The 17,198-nt window shown below is 44.7% G+C and carries 17 protein-coding genes; 6 read left to right on the plus strand and 11 right to left on the minus strand.

Annotated features, from left to right (window positions below; genetic code table 11):
* Positions 1-52 precede the first annotated feature (52 nt).
* The 6 genes from ACT7WV_RS00380 to ACT7WV_RS00405 all read right to left on the minus strand — a co-directional run bounded on the left by ACT7WV_RS00380 (position 53) and on the right by ACT7WV_RS00405 (position 5,393).
* The gene (locus tag ACT7WV_RS00380; protein WP_445100985.1) at positions 53-442 is read right to left on the minus strand and encodes a protease complex subunit PrcB family protein; all 390 of its coding nucleotides are present in this window, start codon (positions 440-442) and stop codon (positions 53-55) included.
* 186 nt (positions 443-628) lie between these two features.
* Positions 629-1,096 (minus strand): VOC family protein, encoded by a 468-nt coding sequence (locus ACT7WV_RS00385; protein ID WP_445100986.1) that lies wholly within the window; start codon positions 1,094-1,096, stop codon positions 629-631.
* 31 nt (positions 1,097-1,127) lie between these two features.
* On the minus strand, positions 1,128-1,475 hold the full coding sequence (locus tag ACT7WV_RS00390) for a nucleoside triphosphate pyrophosphohydrolase (RefSeq protein ID WP_445100987.1): 348 nt from the start codon (positions 1,473-1,475) through the stop codon (positions 1,128-1,130).
* 55 nt (positions 1,476-1,530) lie between these two features.
* Complete coding sequence (locus ACT7WV_RS00395) at positions 1,531-2,142, minus strand: cysteine dioxygenase family protein (RefSeq protein ID WP_445100988.1); 612 nt, start codon at positions 2,140-2,142, stop codon at positions 1,531-1,533.
* Positions 2,143-2,711: 569 nt separating this feature from the next.
* On the minus strand, positions 2,712-4,484 hold the full coding sequence (locus ACT7WV_RS00400) for an Rqc2 family fibronectin-binding protein (RefSeq protein ID WP_445100989.1): 1,773 nt from the start codon (positions 4,482-4,484) through the stop codon (positions 2,712-2,714).
* A gap of 18 nt (positions 4,485-4,502) precedes the next feature.
* Positions 4,503-5,393 carry a mechanosensitive ion channel family protein gene (locus tag ACT7WV_RS00405; RefSeq protein WP_445100990.1) on the minus strand — a complete coding sequence of 297 codons (891 nt, stop codon included), beginning with the start codon at positions 5,391-5,393 and terminating at the stop codon, positions 4,503-4,505.
* Between the two features lie 341 nt (positions 5,394-5,734).
* On the opposite strand from ACT7WV_RS00405, the gene remA reads away from it, so the two are divergent.
* Together remA and gmk are read left to right on the plus strand one after the other, a co-directional pair.
* Positions 5,735-6,001, plus strand: coding sequence for an extracellular matrix/biofilm regulator RemA (remA, locus tag ACT7WV_RS00410; protein WP_445100991.1), 267 nt, complete (start codon positions 5,735-5,737; stop codon positions 5,999-6,001).
* Positions 6,002-6,019: 18 nt separating this feature from the next.
* On the plus strand, positions 6,020-6,583 hold the full coding sequence (gene gmk, locus ACT7WV_RS00415; protein WP_445100992.1) for a guanylate kinase: 564 nt from the start codon (positions 6,020-6,022) through the stop codon (positions 6,581-6,583).
* Positions 6,584-6,626: 43 nt separating this feature from the next.
* On the opposite strand, the gene ACT7WV_RS00420 is transcribed toward gmk, so the two are convergent.
* From ACT7WV_RS00420 to ACT7WV_RS00435, 4 genes are all read right to left on the minus strand, one after another.
* Positions 6,627-7,097, minus strand: coding sequence for a GNAT family N-acetyltransferase (locus ACT7WV_RS00420; protein WP_445100993.1), 471 nt, complete (start codon positions 7,095-7,097; stop codon positions 6,627-6,629).
* 145 nt (positions 7,098-7,242) lie between these two features.
* Positions 7,243-7,449 carry a hypothetical protein gene (locus ACT7WV_RS00425; protein ID WP_445100994.1) on the minus strand — a complete coding sequence of 69 codons (207 nt, stop codon included), beginning with the start codon at positions 7,447-7,449 and terminating at the stop codon, positions 7,243-7,245.
* Positions 7,450-7,639: 190 nt separating this feature from the next.
* A complete protein-coding gene (locus ACT7WV_RS00430; RefSeq protein WP_445100995.1) occupies positions 7,640-10,852 on the minus strand; it encodes an efflux RND transporter permease subunit in 3,213 nt (1,070 codons plus the stop codon).
* A 133-nt stretch (positions 10,853-10,985) separates the two neighbouring features.
* Entirely contained in the window at positions 10,986-12,275 is a 1,290-nt protein-coding gene (locus tag ACT7WV_RS00435; protein ID WP_445100996.1) for an efflux RND transporter periplasmic adaptor subunit, read from the minus strand.
* Positions 12,276-12,409: 134 nt separating this feature from the next.
* Here ACT7WV_RS00435 and ACT7WV_RS00440 point away from each other — a divergent pair, with 134 nt between their 5' ends.
* The 4 genes from ACT7WV_RS00440 (at position 12,410) to psbM (ending at position 16,158) form a co-directional block, all read left to right on the plus strand.
* Positions 12,410-12,934 (plus strand): PadR family transcriptional regulator, encoded by a 525-nt coding sequence (locus ACT7WV_RS00440; RefSeq protein ID WP_445100997.1) that lies wholly within the window; start codon positions 12,410-12,412, stop codon positions 12,932-12,934.
* 220 nt (positions 12,935-13,154) lie between these two features.
* Positions 13,155-15,179, plus strand: coding sequence for a TolC family protein (locus ACT7WV_RS00445; protein ID WP_445100998.1), 2,025 nt, complete (start codon positions 13,155-13,157; stop codon positions 15,177-15,179).
* Between the two features lie 112 nt (positions 15,180-15,291).
* Positions 15,292-15,654, plus strand: a complete 363-nt coding sequence (locus ACT7WV_RS00450; protein ID WP_463424130.1) for a 2Fe-2S iron-sulfur cluster-binding protein — start codon at positions 15,292-15,294, stop codon at positions 15,652-15,654.
* 387 nt (positions 15,655-16,041) lie between these two features.
* Positions 16,042-16,158: a photosystem II reaction center protein PsbM gene (gene psbM, locus ACT7WV_RS00455; protein ID WP_445100999.1), complete on the plus strand. Its 117-nt coding sequence runs from the start codon at positions 16,042-16,044 to the stop codon at positions 16,156-16,158.
* Between the two features lie 84 nt (positions 16,159-16,242).
* On the opposite strand, the gene ACT7WV_RS00460 is transcribed toward psbM, so the two are convergent.
* Positions 16,243-17,091, minus strand: a complete 849-nt coding sequence (locus tag ACT7WV_RS00460) for a universal stress protein (protein WP_445101000.1) — start codon at positions 17,089-17,091, stop codon at positions 16,243-16,245.
* Between the last annotated feature and the right edge of the window lie 107 nt (positions 17,092-17,198).

Consider the following 17,198-nt stretch of genomic DNA (forward strand, 5'->3'; position numbering starts at 1 on the left):
GTAGTTCACCTCTACCTAGGGTACAGATCAAAAACTACTCTAGGACAAACTTTTAGCAATTATTCACCCCAGTTTTACGGTTAAATTTAACCGGTAACTTAAATTTCTTTACCTTTATTAATTGGTAAGGCTGGGTTAAGGCTTGTGTCGTAAAACAATTGGCTCCGGGCTGCTCTTCAAGATATTTGACTAACAGCACACCACCCTCAATATTTATCTCTTGAATTTCAACACTATAGCCACCGCTGCTTTTGTTACCAACCCCTACTCCAATTACTAGATTTTCCCTAAAATCAACTGTCGGCAATGGTTTCGTTGAAGACTTACTTGAGTGTAGTTCCCGCCAGAAATTATGCCAGCTAGACTGATCTTGAATCACTTTTTCAAAAGGTTGCTCTACCGCTGCATAAGCTGCTTTTTCAATAGTTTCAAAAGTAACCACAGAACTCTGAGCAAAATTAATCCGGGAAATACCAAAAAGCAAGCCGAGACTCAATATTAGTAACAGTCCCCCAAAAATTGACCATGTTCTTTGAGATAATCTCATTAGCGCTACTCCTGTTAATCTGGGAATCTAAATCCCACCGGGAAGTAAATCCAAAAAAGTTGACAGCAAGCATGCTGACTTTTATCTATCTAGAGGATCGCAGCGAATTTCTAGCATAAATCCGTCAGGATCATAAAAATAAATTCCTCGCCCTGTTGGACGACTAACTGGGCCATGATCAATTAGAATTTGATGCGATCGCAAAACTTCAATTGCCTGGTCAAATAACTCTGGATCAATATCAAAAGCTAAATGATTAGCCCGTGTAAAAGCAAGTTTTGGATCAGCATCTGGTGGTGTCAGTTGCGGTTCCGAAAATAAATCCAGGACAGTACCATCGGGAGTAACAAAGTTGGCAACTTTTCCGGCTGCTACCAACTGTGTTAAGGTGCTAGGAATATCTTGCCCCGTCAGTTCTCTAAGTCCGAGAATTTCTCCATAGAAATGGCGCGAAGCTTGCATATCTTGAACATTCAAGGCAATGTGGTGTATCCGACGCAGGCTTCCTTGGGCAAGGGTAGACTTAAAGGAATGAGAACTAGACTGCATGACTTATAACTTGCTCATAGCATCACTAGTCTTAGTCTATCTCTTGTGTTTTTGGCTGCGACTGAGTCCACAGCAACCTCAAACATTGCTCAAAGCCACCCCGCTGATTTCGCCGTCTTTCTTGTTCTACTAACACTGATTCTTGCTTAATTCCATAGGCTGCCATGACTGCATCTATCACCTCATACAAGTCAGCTAATTCCGTGACTAGTTGTTGATTTTCGGCTGTGGCTGCCTCTTGTGCCTCTTCCAGCAATTTCTCTCGCAATGCCTGACGATATTCTGCTTCTGTCATCACCACAGTTTCACATTCGTGGTTATTTTGGCGAATCAAATCAGGAATGCCATCCCTTACCAGCTTGTTGTACTCCTGACGCATCCTCAATCTCTTCTGCTGAAATGACTATCACTACTCGGCGCTTATTTTTTAATCCCTAAAATTTTTTGGCAGTACTAGTAGCTGGGTCAAATTCAAATCGGCGTGTAGAATCGGTTTCGCCATATAGATTAAAAGTAACTGTTGGCTCATTTCCTACTGATTCTACACAATGAATTGCTTCAGTGGTGAAGCTAATAATATCTCCAGGAAGGAGTATATTTTCTTCAACTAACTCCACTTGATTTTCTAGTTCCTGAACCTTACTTCGCTGCCAAAATTTGTTTTTCTCCTGGCCTTTCAGTACTGCCACTACTCCCCAAGTGCCATGATTGTGAATCATCGATTTTATTCCTGGAGAAAATGTCACACTTTGCACCGTCAAAGGAAAACCTAGCTCATCGTACAGCAATTTGACTGAGGTTCCAGTTTTAAGGCAAGGCTCTGGATATTGAGTTTGTATCCAGTAAGAGTTAGTAATTAACTGTCGCACTAGAGTCCTGATTTTGGGGAGAAAACTGTATTCATCTGCATCGTGTTTGAGGACATCTTCAACTTCAGTAAGAAATCGGTACAACCGATAATCTTCTCTTAATAAATCCCAGACTTTTGCCGACTTACCAACTTGACATTTGCCGTCTTCAGTTACAAATAAATCTCTGCTTTTCATGACGTTTGCCCCCCCATTTGTCGCTTTAGTATTTTAGGCTTGAAAAGCAAGGTTTTCCAGTTTGCTTTAAATATAGGCTTTTATCCAAAATATTTTTGTTCATTTTTAACTAATCTGTGGTACTATTCCAGATAAGAACAGGTCTACGTATACTTTGGAAAAATGTTCAAAATCCCAAGAAGCTGGTTCGTGATGTAGACCTAAATACTTAAAACTATTTCTGAGAGCAAGTCAGATAGATAACGTAAGCCTTGTAAGCTTTTAATTCAGTCGCTGTTATCTTGATTGAGAAATAATCCTAGGGATACGAGGTAAGGGAAAAATTACTGTTGGTTTTTTTGATCCCATGGGACTAACATCCCACTTTGTGGGAATTCCACCAATTTTGGGTAAATAAAAAAAAGTCAGCCGTTGTGACAGCTGACAGTCATAGGTCAATAACCCTTAAATATTTCTAAGCTGAGGAAATCCTGGCTGCACGTTCCCAATTCGGCAGCCGGAAGATTTCTGTATATACCTACAGTAACAGAAAACACATCCTCTTTTTTAATTAAAATTTACATTTTTGCTTAAGTATCTATCATTGGGTAGTTGCGACCCTGGGGAGGACTCCCCCAAACTATACGTTCTTGCTTGTAAATCGCCATGCCCGGTTTAGCACCCTTCGGCTTGTAGACATACTTCGGCTTAGTATAAACGACAGGAACCAAATCGCTCTCGCGCGCTCGGCTGTAGTGAGCAGCTAAGTCAGCCACAAATTGCAAATCCGTAACTTCAGGCTCACTTCCTGGCTGTAAACGAAGTAGGACATGGCTCCCAGGAATCTCTTGAGTATGAAACCAAAGGTCATAATCTCCAGCAGTACGAAAAGTCAATAGGTCGTTCTGTCGATTATTGCGACCAATCAACACCTCAAAACCACTTGGCGTTTGATATCGATAAGGTTCAGAGACATCAACCCCATGGCGAGCTTTTTGGGTTGGAGATTCTAGATACTTTTGCCCAATAAGTTCTTCACGAATTTCTTCTAGCGTCTGCAAATCTTCTGAGGTGCAATACCTGTCTAGTTGCTGCAAAGCGGCTTCTACTTGCTCTAAATACTCAATCTCTGCTTGTACTTCTTGAAGTAGCGGCTCAACAGCATGACGAGCGCGTTTGAGCTTTTGGTGTCGTTTATATAAGGCTTGGGCATTTTGTACAGCATTTTTTTCGGGATTTAGGGGAATCTTGACCGCCTCGTTAGTTTCAAAGTCAGGAAGTTTAATGTTCTTCATCCCTGGTTCCCACTTATGGAGATATGCCATCAACAAGTCTGCTTGTTGTCTGTACTCGTCTGCTTGATCAGATTGCTGCAAACGTTCTGCAAAAGTAGCAGCCTTTTGACGTAATTTTTTGAGAATATTAACCAACTTCTGACTAAGTTGATGACGTAATTGGGCAAAATCTTGCTGATTAAGCTCGGCGGTATAGTAACAATTGAGTAAGCTTTGGACATTCTTAGTCGGCTGAACAATTCCCCATCCGATAACGGTATAACCTACCTCCATCCAGCCTGGTTGAAACTGTTTGGCACTCTGAGTTGTTGAGCATTCTTCCCTGTTATCCATGCCCAAAATTTGCAGCCATTCTTGCCAGCGCTGAAACAATTTTTGCCATTGATCTGCACTCAGGCTTTCGGTCAATTGGTCAGGATCTAGATCCGCAGCTTTAGCTAGAGAACGTGCCACGGCTGGACTTAGTCCCCGATAACTTTTGAGTAACTGACGCTGTAAAGCACCTGGTACTAAACTTACTCTTTCTTGCCAACGCTCTTGAGATTCATTCAAACTGGGAGCTGTACCAGTAAGAGCAGGTGGTGCTTGGTAAGGTTGACCAGTTTGAACAGTACGAATAGTTGATTGGGCAGCGTTAACCTGATGGGCAACAGTAACAATTAAATTGTTGGCATCAGTGAGAATGACGTTACTATATTTACCAATAATTTCAATATACAAATGCCAAAGGGCAGGCTCCCCGGGACGTCGGGCAAATTGTAAATCTAAGACACGCTCCCAAGGTGCGATCGCTTCAATAGAAACCAGTGCCAAGCCAACCAATTGATGGCGTAATTGGTCACTGAAGGTAAAAGTATCGGGTGTTCTAGGGGGTGGATCACCAATGCAAATTCTTGCTGCCTGGGGATGCCAGGAAATTGTCAGCCAATCTCGACTCTTGAGAGTACGCAAGGCGATGGCAATTGTGTAGCGATCGCGCTGATAAACTTGTTCGGTACGTCCTGGAACCCATTGAGTACGCAGCTCACAACAAGCGGCAGTTAGAGTAGTAAAGTCAACTGGTTGCATGTCAAAGCCGTCTCTTTCTTAATCTGAATCCTCGTCAGCTGAGGCAGTTGGTAGATAATCATCGAACCGTTGCTGATCGTAGAAATAAAGCGTGCGAATTGGGTAGGGAATATTAATGTCAGCCTGATCAAAAACTTTTTTAATCGCGATAATTACTTGAGTTTTGACTCGGCGCACTTGAACCTGTTCTGCTTTTGTCCAGTATCGCACTACGAAATCGATGGAGCTATCACCAAAGTTAACTAAATCCATTTCCGGTGCGGGTTCAGACATGACACCTTCTACAGCAGACACTGTTTGTTGCAAAATCTGAGTAGCCTTAGGTAAAGGTGTATTGTAATCAACCCCTACTCCCAAATCTGTTCGCCGTCTACCATAAGCAGTTCTTACTTGCACAGCACTGGTAAATACTGTGGAATTGGGCAGCAGTACTCGCTCTCCTTGGTAGGTGCGAATTTGCGTGGTGCGAATGTCAATTTGCTCTACTGTTCCCTCATAATCTTCAATGATCACCTGATCATTGATCCGAAAAGGTTCTTGCAGGAGTAACAGTATTCCTGCTAAGAAATTTTTGAAAATATCTTGAAAAGCAAAGCCAATGGCTACAGAACCCAGTCCTAGCCCTGCAATAATGTCACCTAGCTGCAAGCCCGGAAAAGCAATGACGCTGGCAATGAGAATTCCGATCACCCAAGCTGTAACATAAGCTGTTCTTGCCAAGAGTAATTGCAGGGACTGACTACGAATAGTGCGCTCTCCCACTTTAGAAGCTAGCTTTTCGACTAAGTTAGCAGCGTAGCGGGTCAACAAGAGAAACAGTATACCTACTATAACTCCTGGCAAAACTTTAACCGCTGAACCAACTAGATTTAGTAAGCTTGATTTAATTTGTTCGATAAGACTGTTCACGGCTTGCAAGACGAATTTGGTTTAAATTTTTAGCCTGTTCTAGGATAACGACAGCACAGAAACAAAACATGGTTGAGGTTTGTAGTGGCATCATGAAAGAGAGAGGTCAAAGGTTTATTGCCTTTTTCTGGAGCATCTAATTGGAATAGGCAAAAACGCTACCTATATATCTACCCCTAGACTGTTGTATGTTTTGAAGCAAAAGAGTTAAATCAAGCACTATGAACCGAAAATCAGGGTTTTGTCTGAAATTTAGCCTTGTAAGGCTAAATTTTTGCAGATAACATTGAAAATAAGTTTCCCTTAATCGCTCCTCATGCGGCCATTGCCGTTACTTGTTCATGGAAATTCAGCTGATCAATATTGGTTTCGGTAACATCGTGTCGGCAAACCGAGTCATCGCCATTGTTTCACCAGAGTCGGCTCCGATCAAACGTATCATTAATGAGGCACGGGAGAACGGACATCTAGTAGATGCAACCTACGGACGCCGTACTAGAGCAGTGATTATTACCGATTCGAGCCACGTTATTCTCTCTGCAATTCAGCCAGAAACCGTTGCTCACCGCTTCGTAATTAGTAAAGATTCTCAAAACGGTAATAGTTAGGCTTTAGCTAAATTTAACATGCAAGCAGGCAGACTGATAGTATTGACGGGGCCTAGTGGCGTTGGCAAAGGTACATTGCTGAGATCGTTGTTGCGACAGCATCCAGAACTGCATCTTTCCGTTTCGGCAACAACACGCCAACCTCGTCCAGGGGAAGTTGACGGCAAACAATATTATTTTGTCAGTCGCGAAGAGTTCGAGGAAATGGTAGCAGCAGGTGAACTTCTAGAGTGGGCCGAGTACGCAGGGAATTACTATGGTACGCCTCGGGCTGCCGTCGAAAAGCCCCTGCAACTTGGTCAATCAGTTGTCTTAGAAATTGAAGTGGTTGGGGCAAGACAAATCAACAAAACATTTCCCAGTGCTTTGCGTATTTTTATTCTGCCACCAAGCTGGGCTGAACTAGAGCGACGGATCCGCAGTCGTGGTTCTGAGAATGAACAAGCAATTGCCAAGCGTCTGAGTAGTGCCAAAACTGAAATTGCCGCAGCTGATGAATTTGATCTACAAATTGTCAATGACGACTTAGCCAAAGCTGTTCTCAGCATTGAAGCGGCAATATTTTCGCCAACAAATACCTAAGAAGATTCTGGAAAGAGTAATCAATCAAGCTACCTCTTCTGCTTCACCTTGCTAGCTCTTGATACTGCATAATTCCCACCGGAATCCTCAATAAAATCTTGGCTAATTGTGATAAACCAAACTTAAACTTAAGGGATTGCGGTAATTCTTGCCAGGAGACTGGCACAAAACCCAAACGACTGTAAAAATGCACCAGCTTGTTACCCAAACACTCTAGATAAAGTGGCTGAGTAGCCTGCTCAATTAGATGCTTGGTTACTAAAGTTCCTAAGCCGCGTCCACGCCAAGCGGGTACAACTACCAAACTGCCCAACTCTTGCGCGCCAGAAAAGTTACGCAGTTGCCCACAGGCTACTAGCACGCCATCACACTTAACAACCCAAAATTGCTGGGTTTGCAACTGGGTAGGGTCAAGCTTGGCACTCAGTACTAATTTGCGAATTGACCATGTATCCTGGTCACAGGCGCGACGGAGGATGCATCCTACCGGCAAAGAGGGCGATAGCTCAGTCATTAGTTAAATCAATTTTTAAAGGAACGAGCCTTTCCCCACCAGAAATCAGGCGCGTGACCAGCAAATTATGACACCCAGCCTCGCTTGTAGTCTCAATTTTCTATTAGCGACGTATCCCGGTGTCACCTCAAGCAGGGGGGAGCAGTTAATCAGTGTCTTCTTGTTGCTTGAGTTCTCTCAATATTTCTTGGCCAGCACCAATTGCCAAGCCCGCAACTGCACCAATAGCAGCATAATGAGAAGCGGCTTGTGGGTTGCTATCACCTCGATTGATCTCGGCAAGACCGATTCCTACCATTAACCCGACTGTACAGCTTACTAGTCCGGAGAACACGATTAGGTTAATATTCATTTTTTCCTCCTTCACTAAACCAAAGTTTAGTTAGGTTATTTTTGTGTTGTGCCTTAATTCTTTCAAAAGAAGGGAATAATGCCACCTTGATGTCAGATTTTTTAACATCACAGACAAAAAAAGCCCAGGTGTTGTGCCTGGGCTTGGTACTGAGGTAAAGAAACTTTTCTCGATATTTAATTTTTGTTACTTACGGTAAATTCAAGGGCTCCTTGTCGGAAGAGCTTTTCACTGGTAAATAATCTTGGGAATCTCGATCATCTTGATGTTTTTTCGGTTTCTTTTGGGAACGAGAATTAAATAAGCGATCGCTAAACGACTTGATCACTATATAGAGAATCGGCACGATCAATAGACTGAGGAAAGTAGCGATAAGCATACCGCCAAACACCGCCGTCCCCAGGGATTGTCGGCTACCTGAGCCAGCACCAGTCGCAACTACTAAAGGGAAAATACCCAACAGGGTGGAAATAGCCGTCATCAGAATTGGTCGCAGACGCTGTTGAGCTGCTTCAACTGCGGCTTTGGAAATACTTAAACCCTGTTCTCGGAGTTGGTTGGCAAATTCCACAATCAAAATCGAGTTTTTACTTGCCAAACCAATTAGCATCACTAAACCAATCTGACAATAGACATCATTAGGTAAGCCCCGCAGCGACTGAGCTCCAAGAGCGCCCAAGACTGCCAAAGGAACCGAGAAGAGAATAATTACCGGGTCAACATAGCTTTCGTACTGAGCAGCCAGTACCAGGAAAACTAAGACTAGTCCAAAGCCAAAAATGGTTGGGGCTTGACCACCAGACTCAACCTCTTCTAGGGAAGTGCCAGACCATTCGTAGCCCATACCTGGTGGCAATACTTGGGCTGATACCTGCTCCATCGCTTGAATGGCATCTCCCGAACTAGCACCAGGGGCTGGACTACCATTGATTTCAATCGACCGGAATAGATTATAGTGATTAATCGTTTGCGCTCCAGTGGTGGGAGTAACTGTCACCAGATTGCCCAAAGGAATCATCTGATCCTGGTTTGAGCGCACATACAAGCTGTTTATGTCCTGCGGATTAGAGCGAAACTGCTGATCTGCTTGCACATACACTCGATAAGTCCGCCGTTCCAAAGTAAAGTCGTTGACATATCGCGAACCCAAATAAGTCTGTAAGGTATTAAAGATCTCGTCAATATCAACTTGTAGTGCCTTAGCTCGATTGCGGTCTACCTCAATTAACATCTGAGGTGTGTTGGCAGCATAGGTACTAAATACAGCCTGCAAGTCTGGATTTTGATTAGCAGCTCCCAGTAACTTACCCATATTAGCAATCAGAGTATCTAGACCCAAATTCCCTCTACGGTCTTGTAGCTGAAATTGAAAACCGCCAAAACTACCCAAACCTTGAATTGGAGGCGGGTTAACAGGTAATATCCTCGCTTCTGGAATCCCCATGAGAGAACCACGCACTCTGTCAATAATCGCTAGAGCAGATTCGGAAGGATCTTTACGCTCTGACCAAGGGATAAGAGTAGTGAAAATGACGCCGCTATTGGCAGTATTGCCGCTAAAACCAAAACCACCGACGGCAAAAGTTGCCAGTACTTCCTTATTTTTCAGCAAGATGTCTTCAACTTGACTCATTACCTTGCTGGTATAGTTGAGCGAAGTTCCCTCAGGTCCTTGGATAATCGTAATGAAATAGCCTTGGTCTTCATCGGGCAGAAAGGCTGAAGGGACAGTAGTGTAAAACCAAGCGGTAAATACTAACAGAGCAGCAAAAGCGATCATAACAATGCCTTTAATGCGCGTCAGGAAGTTAAGAACTCGCTGGTAGAGATTTCTTAGCCCTTCGAGAAAGCTATTAAACACCCCAAAAATTCGACCAATCCAACCACCTCTTTCTGGTCTTTGACGTAGTAATAAACCTGAAAGGGTAGGAGTAAGGGTTAGGGCATTAAAGGTAGAAACTGCGATCGCAAAAGCGATAGTGAGAGCAAATTGCCGATAAAGTGCGCCGGTAGTCCCTGGGAAGAAGGCAACGGGGATAAACACTGCCATCAATACCAGTGAGGTGGCAATTACTGCCCCAAACAGTTCATGCATTGCCTCAATGGCGGCTCGACGGGGCTTCATTCCACCACTTTGGATTTTAGTGGTGATATCCTCCACGACAATAATCGCGTCATCAACCACCATCCCCGTGGCTAGGGTCAAACCAAATAAGGTGAGACTGTTGATGGAAAAATTGAAAACCTTGACGAAAGCAAATGTACCAATTAAAGCAACGGGAATGGTGATAGCAGGAATCAGGGTAGTTCGCCAGTCCTGCAAAAAAATAAAAATTACTAAGACCACTAGACCGACTGCTTGCAGGAGAGTCCAGACTACTTCTGAGAGGGACTGCTCAACGAAATTGGTCGTATCAAAACCAATATCATATTTGACTCCCGGTGGAAAATCCTCAGATAGTCGAGCCATTTCGGCTTTAACTGCCTTACCCACATCTAGGGCATTGCTGCCGGGAACCTGATAAATCCCTAAACCCACAGCCTCGTTTTTGCGAAATCGCAGGAAGGTGTTGTAGTTCTGTGCTCCGAGTTCCGCCCTACCTACATCTTTGAGTTTAACCAGCGTGCCCTCTTCACCGGTGGCTAAAACCAGATCTTCAAATTCGGAGACATTTTCAAGTCTACTGACTGCCCGCAGGTCAATTTGATATTGTTGGTCTTTTGGGGCTGGCTGTTGACCAATACGGCCAGCGCCTACTTGGATGTTCTGTTCTCGTAGAGCGTCAATTACATCCTGAGTAGTGAGGTTACGGCTGGCGAGTTGATTAGGGTCAAGCCAGAGGCGCATCGCGTAGGTACGTTCCCCAAAAATTCTGACGTTACCAACGCCATTGACTCGTTTAAGGGCATCTACCAGGTAGAGATCGGCATAGTTGCTTAAAAATATATTGTCGTACTCACCGTTTTCCGTATAAAGACCAAACCCCATCAGGATGTTGCTGGACTGCTTGCTAACAGTCACCCCCGTTTGGGTTACTGCATCCGGTAGCTGGGGTTGGGCGATGGAGACTCGATTTTGGACATCAACGGCGGCAATATCTTGATCTCGTGTTGACTCAAAGGTCACAGTAATTGTGCTATTGCCGTCATTACTGCTACTTGAGGTCATGTAGCGCATGCCCTCGACCCCGTTGATCTGCCTTTCAAGGATCGTGGTTACTGCATTTTCCACCGTTTGGGCGTCAGCGCCGTTATAGTTAGCACTGACGTTAACTTGCTTGGGGCTGATATCGGGGTATTGAGCGACGGGCAAAGTGGGAATGCTGACAGCTCCCACTAAGAGGATAATTAAGGAGCATACCGTCGTGAAGACGGGTCGCTTAATGAAGAAGTCAACAAACATAAACTTCAGAAAAGCAGTTGGATTGGGCTGAGTTAATTCGGGCGTTGCCTAGTTGCGTGATAATTGGAGATTTCCGCCGATTTCTTGTCCTCCTTGTCTTTCTTCGTCCCTTGAGTGTGCAACGCCATAATTCTTACTGGGCAGGTGCTGATGAGCTTTGAGGTTCAGGAGCAATCGGAGTGCCGTCAGATAAGTTCTGAATGCCAGAAACTATAATTTTGTCTCCTGGTTCTACTCCTTCTAGTACTTGGTATTGATTGTCTTGAATCTGGCCCAATTTAACGGGCTTTTGCCGAGCTATTTGCTGAACTTCTCCCGACTGAGATGATGCTTGCTCGGATTTTTCTGGTGCTTGGGCTACGTAGACAAAAGTTTGCCCTCCCAAGCGTGATATAGCGGCAGTTGGGACTAAAACTCCGGGGTTCTCTTGCCAAATCACTCTGGCTTGTACTTTGAGCTTGTCTTGTAGGCGACCTTCAGGATTAGGAAAACTGGCTTTTGCTAAAATGCTTTGAGTATTAGGGTCAAATTGAGGTGAAATAAAACTAATTCGACCTGTGGCGATTACGGGGCTATCTTTTTGCAGGAGTTTCAGCTCTACTGGAACTCCCAAACGTAGCTGATCTCTTTGACCGGAATCAATGCGGATTTCTAGCTCTAAAGTCTGGTTGTCCGTGATTGTGGTCAGGGTGTCACTGGTTTCAACATAATCTCCCACTTTTACAGGGATGTCTCCTACAATACCGGCGATCGGGGCAACAATTCTGTTCTCTTGTAAGTCCTCGCTAGCAACTTCTGCTGCTGACTGGGTTTGTGAGAGTACGGCATTTGCCTGATCTAAACTAGCTCTAGCTGCTTGAACCCTCTCTTTGGCTGCGTTTAAGCTGGAAATGGCAGTGTTGCGATCGCGTCTTACTTGGTCTAGGCGTTGCTGGGCAAAAGCACCTTGAGCCACTAATGTAGAGATCCGCCCAAACTCATCGTTTTGGAGTTCTACATCCGCAGCTGCACTAATTTGTTCTGCTTGTGCTGCCCTCAGTTGAGCCTGGGCGTTATCTCGCGAGGCTTTAGCCGCGTTAATATTGGCAAGTGCTGCACCTACTTGTGCTCTACTTTTATTGGGACGCAGTTGCACAATCGGATTACCCACGGTAACTCTGTTACCTGATGAGGTAAAAATATCAGTGATTCTACCCTCAGTTTCGGGTCTGAGAACCACTCTTTGCTTAGCTTCCAAGCTACCAACAAACTCAGAACTTTCTTCAACTGTGCTAGTTTCAACGCTCTGTAATTTGACCGGAACTGCTTGCGGTCCCTGAGCGTCTGCAGGTGGTTCGCCACGACTACAGGCACCAGTGAGCAATGAGACTAGAAGTGCTGTAACGAGCAACTTGTCTGAGAAGGGGGCTGCAATGTTAGCCATTAAAATCGCCTTGGCTATTGTGATTTAGGGCTAGATGCGGAGGCACTATTACAGTTTCTATGTTTTTATTAAACGAAGGTGAGCTGTAGCCTCTTAAATTAGTTTATAGGATACTATATCAATCTGTTATATAAATGCTTGAACTTGCTACTTTAGGTCTACTTCTGCGTGAACCACTCCATGGCTACCGCTTAAAACAGGAACTGGAGCTATTTATGAGCAACTGCCTGAGCGCTAACTATGGTGCAATTTATCCTTTGTTGAAGCGCCTAGAGGAACGGGAGTATATAGCTACAGCTACTATGGAAACTGAGCTAGAAATGACAGGGGTCAGCCGCAAAACCTACTGTATTACTAACCAGGGGCGTCAACGTTGGCGCGAAAAGATGCTGGAGTATCCTCAAGAAAGCTGGGTTAATAGTCGATCTCGCTTTGGTATCAAGTTTTTCTTCTTCAGCCATCTAGAACCCACAGAAAGAATGAAACTAATGGAGCATCGCTTGATGGTGTGTCAACTACGCTTAGAAAGCATCAAAAATGAGTATCCGCAGTTGACGGATCCTTATCAGCAAGCAGCCAAAGAGCGATGTATCGAATTACTCATATCCGATATTCAGTGGCTAAATGAACAATTTACTAAAGAGAAAAAAGCACTATAGTGCTAAAGAGTACGGCGTTCTGTAATTACAAGTGCCGTAGCTTGGTAGTTGTTTATGAGACAATCATAAAATTCTTGGCTTTGTGCTAAAAGTGTGCTGAGCTGTTTCATGTATTTAGTTGTTTAGTCCCAAGCCTTCTGGCAAGGTATTATGCAGCAGGTGAGGGCTAATTTTCGTAAGAAAAGCCGTTATTTCAGACTAAAGGCCAAATTACCAACTTATGTCAACTTCTCATCATTTCGTGGCCCTAGGTGTGGGGGCGGCGATCGCCTTAAGCTGTATCGAGCCTAGTGCCTCAAAAAATTTACCATCACTTACCGCGCAGACTGTTGATTCAGTTAGTAGCAGCAACGCTAAGCCAGTCGTTGCAGGTGCGCAACAGCCTCAGCCAATACCTCCTTTAGTAGCACAAGCAGCCAGTGGAGCAGCTGTTGGGGAGGATGAACCTGTCCCAGCCTTCGGTGAGCCAGCGGTTATTGACTCCATGGAGTCGATTTTCCCAATTTCCGACGAACAAATACACGAAGCTGGGTTTTCAGCAAATGATCAATCCAGTCAACCAAGTGCCGCCTCGGAACCAACCGAGGGCAATGCCAGTTCACCTGTGCTACCGGGACAAGGCTCTAGTGTTGTCGAGTCTCCTCAACTAGAAAATCAGCTACCTACGCTGGAAGCCACAGAAACTGCTCCAGAAAGCCAAGGGCAAACTCAGAGAACCACAGACAGTCCGCTAGAGAGTCAAGTGCCAACATTGGAAGCACCTCCTCTCCCTCCCCCTCCACCAGCAGAGCAACAGCCAATCCCGGAAACGCCCACTAATCTACCAACCAGCCAACAGCCGACTCTGACAACACCTACAACTCCAGAGTTAGACTTTCTCAACCCCAGCCCTAATCCCTTAACGCGTCCTAACCAACCAGAACAAGTTGATGTAGAAACCGTTCAACCTATTACTCTACAACAGGCTTTGGCACTGGCAAGACGTAACAGCCAGGAGTTACAGGAAGCAGTGCTAAACTTACAACGTCAAGAGTTGCAACTTAGAGAAGCTTTAGCTGCTCGGTTCCCCACAGCGAGCCTTTCCGCAGATCTAACCCGTAGCGATTCTGCCAATGCGGAACTCAACGGAGAATTACAACAGCAACAGGAAAACGAACTAGCACAGCAACAGAATCGACCGCCGCAAGATATTGATCCCGATACAGTTTCAACTAGCGCCAATGCGTCCTTGCAATTAAGCTACTCCCTATACACTTCAGGGCGTAGACCAGCGCAAATTAGGGCAGCAGAGGAAGGAGTAAACTTACAACAGTTAGAATTAGAGCGGGTTACGGAACAACTGCGACTAGATGTTGCCGAAGCTTACTACAATTTGCAACAGGCGGATGCGCAAGTTGATATTTTTCAGGCCGCGGTAGCATCTTCCGGGCAGAACTTGCGAGACGCTCAGTTGCTTGAACAAGCCGGGTTAGGAACTAGATTTGAAGTCTTACAGCAAGAAGTGCAATTGGCAGATGATCGGCAAAATTTAATTAGTGCGATTAGTAGTCAACGCATTGCACGACGCACTCTCGTAGAGTTATTAAATTTAGCTCCGGATGTCGAAGTCTCAGCAGCTGACCCCATTCAAAAGGCAGGGGAGTGGCAACTCACGCTACCCCAAAGCATTGTCCTGGCTTTGCAAAACCGGGCCGAGTTACAACAGCAATTGGTGCAAAGAAATATTAATCAACAGCAGAGGCGTATTGCTCTAGCTGATGTAAGACCACAAGTAGATCTCATCGCCAGCTACGATGTCATAGACGTGTTTGACGATGGCGTAGGTCTGACAGACGGCGTAGCCCTGCAGGCAAGACTCCGGTGGAACTTTTTTGATGGTGGAGCGGCTAGAGCTAGATCGCGGCAGTCGGAAGTTGATGTTGCCATCAACGAAACTACTTTTGCCAATGCTCGTGACCAGATACGCCTGCAAGTAGAACGGTCCTTCTTTCAGTTAAACTCTAACGAAGAGAATATTGCAACTACCTCTGTGGCGGTTCAGCAGGCAGAAGAAAGCCTACGACTGGCAAGATTGCGATTTCAGGCCGGTGTAGGCACCCAGACGGATGTCATTAATCAGCAATCGGCGCTTACCAGAGCTAGATCTAGCCAACTCACGGCGATCGTGGAGTACAATCGGGCTTTGGCACAACTGCAAAGATTTATTAGTAATCTGCCAGAAAATAATCTTTTTGATTTGCCATAACCCCTGAACCTAATGCTCTCAAACTGTAGCTAAGGATGCAGTTTTCCTGAAATAGCTGAATAATTTAATATTCCTTAATAAGATAGGGATAAGGTGAAACCCAGGAGAAGTAATGGCTAATATCAAGTTTGTCAACGAAGACAAAGAAGTAGTTGCTGCTGATGGAGCTAACTTAAGAGAGAAAGCTTTGCAAAACGAAATTGACCTTTACACCTTCATGGGCAAGATGATGAACTGTGGCGGTTACGGTCAGTGTGGCACCTGTGTGGTAGAAATCGTTGAGGGTATGGAGAATCTTTCGCCTCGAACTGAGGTAGAAAAACAGAAACTGAAAAAAAAGCCCGATACTTACCGCTTAGCTTGCCAAACCCTAGCCAATGGGCCTGTGAGCGTGAAAACTAAGCCGTCATCTCGGAAGAATACAGCGTCTTCAAACAATACGGGTACGCAAAATTTAGCTAATAGTGTTAAATAATCTTTAAGGAAGATTACCAATGATTGTCTCGTAGTGAGGCTTTTTGGTTCTCTTTGAGTCACCAATGCAGGGAGCAAGAAAACTTGCACCAGATTTTTCAAATTGGTGTGCAAGTAGCATACCTCCCCCGATTAAAATGGTGTAAAAATGGTGTATTTTAATTTCTATGGTGAAGCTAGCTGCAATTGCGGCATCGCCATAGAAAATTAAAAACAAGCAGAAATGCGGTGGGGCACATCGTATAAAGCCTGTGGAGCTACCTTTTTTGAGGAGCACTGAAGCAGGAAGCTCAAGCCGCAAGGTTTGAAGCCCTCGTCAAAAATTTTAATTTGATGAAGGGGAAATGTCACTAAGATTAAAAACAATCAATTTAGAGGCACCGATTCAATGGAAGTTAACGATTTAGGGTTTGTTGCAACCATTCTGTTTGTCTTGGTTCCCACAGTCTTTTTGTTGATTCTGTACATTCAAACAGCTAGCCGCGAAGGCAAAGAAGATTCTTAGAACCTGCAATCTAATTGAACCCCCTGTCTTAGCTTTTAGCCAGACAGGGTTTTTTTGTAGCTTAAGAGAGCCGACTTGGGGATTTTAACCCGGTGTGCGTGCCAATAATACAGGGCATTCGGCATGCACTCGAACATAGTCTGAGAGGGAAGCTCCCAGTAATCGATCTAAATCCGGTAGACTCTTGGCAATGGTGGGACGCCGTTCTGGAGAACCGAGAATCAACAAGTCGATATTATTTTCTTGGGCTAACTGGCAAATTGCTTTGCCCGCCTGACCTGTACTGTTAAGACACTGGTAAGCAACGCCCTGCTTTTTCGCCGCCGCCACTGCTAGTTCTAGCACTGGGTCTTTTTCGGGATCGGTTGCATCAGCGCCCGACTTACGCTCTGGATCCGGGTTAACATGAACCAGAAAGATTTGACTACCTTTGATGTCTCGCAAAAACGATAGTGCCAAATCTAAGCTTTGCTGAGCAGCAACAGATTTATCCATTGCTACCATGACGCGTTTAATCTTTTTGACGTAGATATCGTCTTTGACTAACAACATCGGGCGGTCAGTCAACTGGAAAACGTACTGGCTAACTGAGTTTTGCAAAATTGATTCTAGACGCTCAAGTCCTCTGGAACCAGTAATAATTAGGTCAGAATCCTCTTCCTCAGCAACTTGGAGAACTACGTCTTTGGGTTCTCCCTGCTTAAGTCTGGGAGTGATTTTACTGGGGTCTATCTTCAAAGACTTGACAGCATCTGCCAGAATCTTACCTCCTGCTTCTAGTTTAGCTGCCATTGCTTCGGCAGTAATTTGGGACGGGACAACATGTAGCACCGTGATCGACGCCTGTTGTAAGGAAGGGATTTCCATCAACATGTTGAGCATCTCTTCACACAGTCCCCGGCCGGCAACAGCTACCAAAATTTTGTGAAACATTTTTCAGCGGTTTTCAAAGGACATTATTTTTGATGTTGCTATAAAAGCTCCGCCATTGATTGTTTGCCTGTAACAGTTGCAATATTACTTAATTCAATCCCAGACTA

This window comes from Symploca atlantica LB2515 (assembly GCF_052546295.1).

What these genes read in the sequence shown, in the direction of transcription:
- ACT7WV_RS00395 (WP_445100988.1), bottom strand. Translation starts at nt 2,142, where the DNA reads ATGAAAAGCAGAGATTTATTTGTAACTGAAGACGGCAAATGTCAAGTT.
- ACT7WV_RS00460 (WP_445101000.1), bottom strand. Translation starts at nt 17,091, where the DNA reads ATGTTTCACAAAATTTTGGTAGCTGTTGCCGGCCGGGGACTGTGTGAA.
- ACT7WV_RS00450 (WP_463424130.1), top strand. Translation starts at nt 15,292, where the DNA reads ATGGCTAATATCAAGTTTGTCAACGAAGACAAAGAAGTAGTTGCTGCT.
- ACT7WV_RS00390 (WP_445100987.1), bottom strand. Translation starts at nt 1,475, where the DNA reads ATGCGTCAGGAGTACAACAAGCTGGTAAGGGATGGCATTCCTGATTTG.
- remA (WP_445100991.1), top strand. Translation starts at nt 5,735, where the DNA reads ATGGAAATTCAGCTGATCAATATTGGTTTCGGTAACATCGTGTCGGCA.
- ACT7WV_RS00385 (WP_445100986.1), bottom strand. Translation starts at nt 1,096, where the DNA reads ATGCAGTCTAGTTCTCATTCCTTTAAGTCTACCCTTGCCCAAGGAAGC.
- ACT7WV_RS00430 (WP_445100995.1), bottom strand. Translation starts at nt 10,852, where the DNA reads ATGTTTGTTGACTTCTTCATTAAGCGACCCGTCTTCACGACGGTATGC.
- gmk (WP_445100992.1), top strand. Translation starts at nt 6,020, where the DNA reads ATGCAAGCAGGCAGACTGATAGTATTGACGGGGCCTAGTGGCGTTGGC.
- ACT7WV_RS00440 (WP_445100997.1), top strand. Translation starts at nt 12,410, where the DNA reads ATGCTTGAACTTGCTACTTTAGGTCTACTTCTGCGTGAACCACTCCAT.
- ACT7WV_RS00425 (WP_445100994.1), bottom strand. Translation starts at nt 7,449, where the DNA reads ATGAATATTAACCTAATCGTGTTCTCCGGACTAGTAAGCTGTACAGTC.
- ACT7WV_RS00400 (WP_445100989.1), bottom strand. Translation starts at nt 4,484, where the DNA reads ATGCAACCAGTTGACTTTACTACTCTAACTGCCGCTTGTTGTGAGCTG.
- ACT7WV_RS00435 (WP_445100996.1), bottom strand. Translation starts at nt 12,275, where the DNA reads ATGGCTAACATTGCAGCCCCCTTCTCAGACAAGTTGCTCGTTACAGCA.
- ACT7WV_RS00445 (WP_445100998.1), top strand. Translation starts at nt 13,155, where the DNA reads ATGTCAACTTCTCATCATTTCGTGGCCCTAGGTGTGGGGGCGGCGATC.
- ACT7WV_RS00420 (WP_445100993.1), bottom strand. Translation starts at nt 7,097, where the DNA reads ATGACTGAGCTATCGCCCTCTTTGCCGGTAGGATGCATCCTCCGTCGC.
- psbM (WP_445100999.1), top strand. Translation starts at nt 16,042, where the DNA reads ATGGAAGTTAACGATTTAGGGTTTGTTGCAACCATTCTGTTTGTCTTG.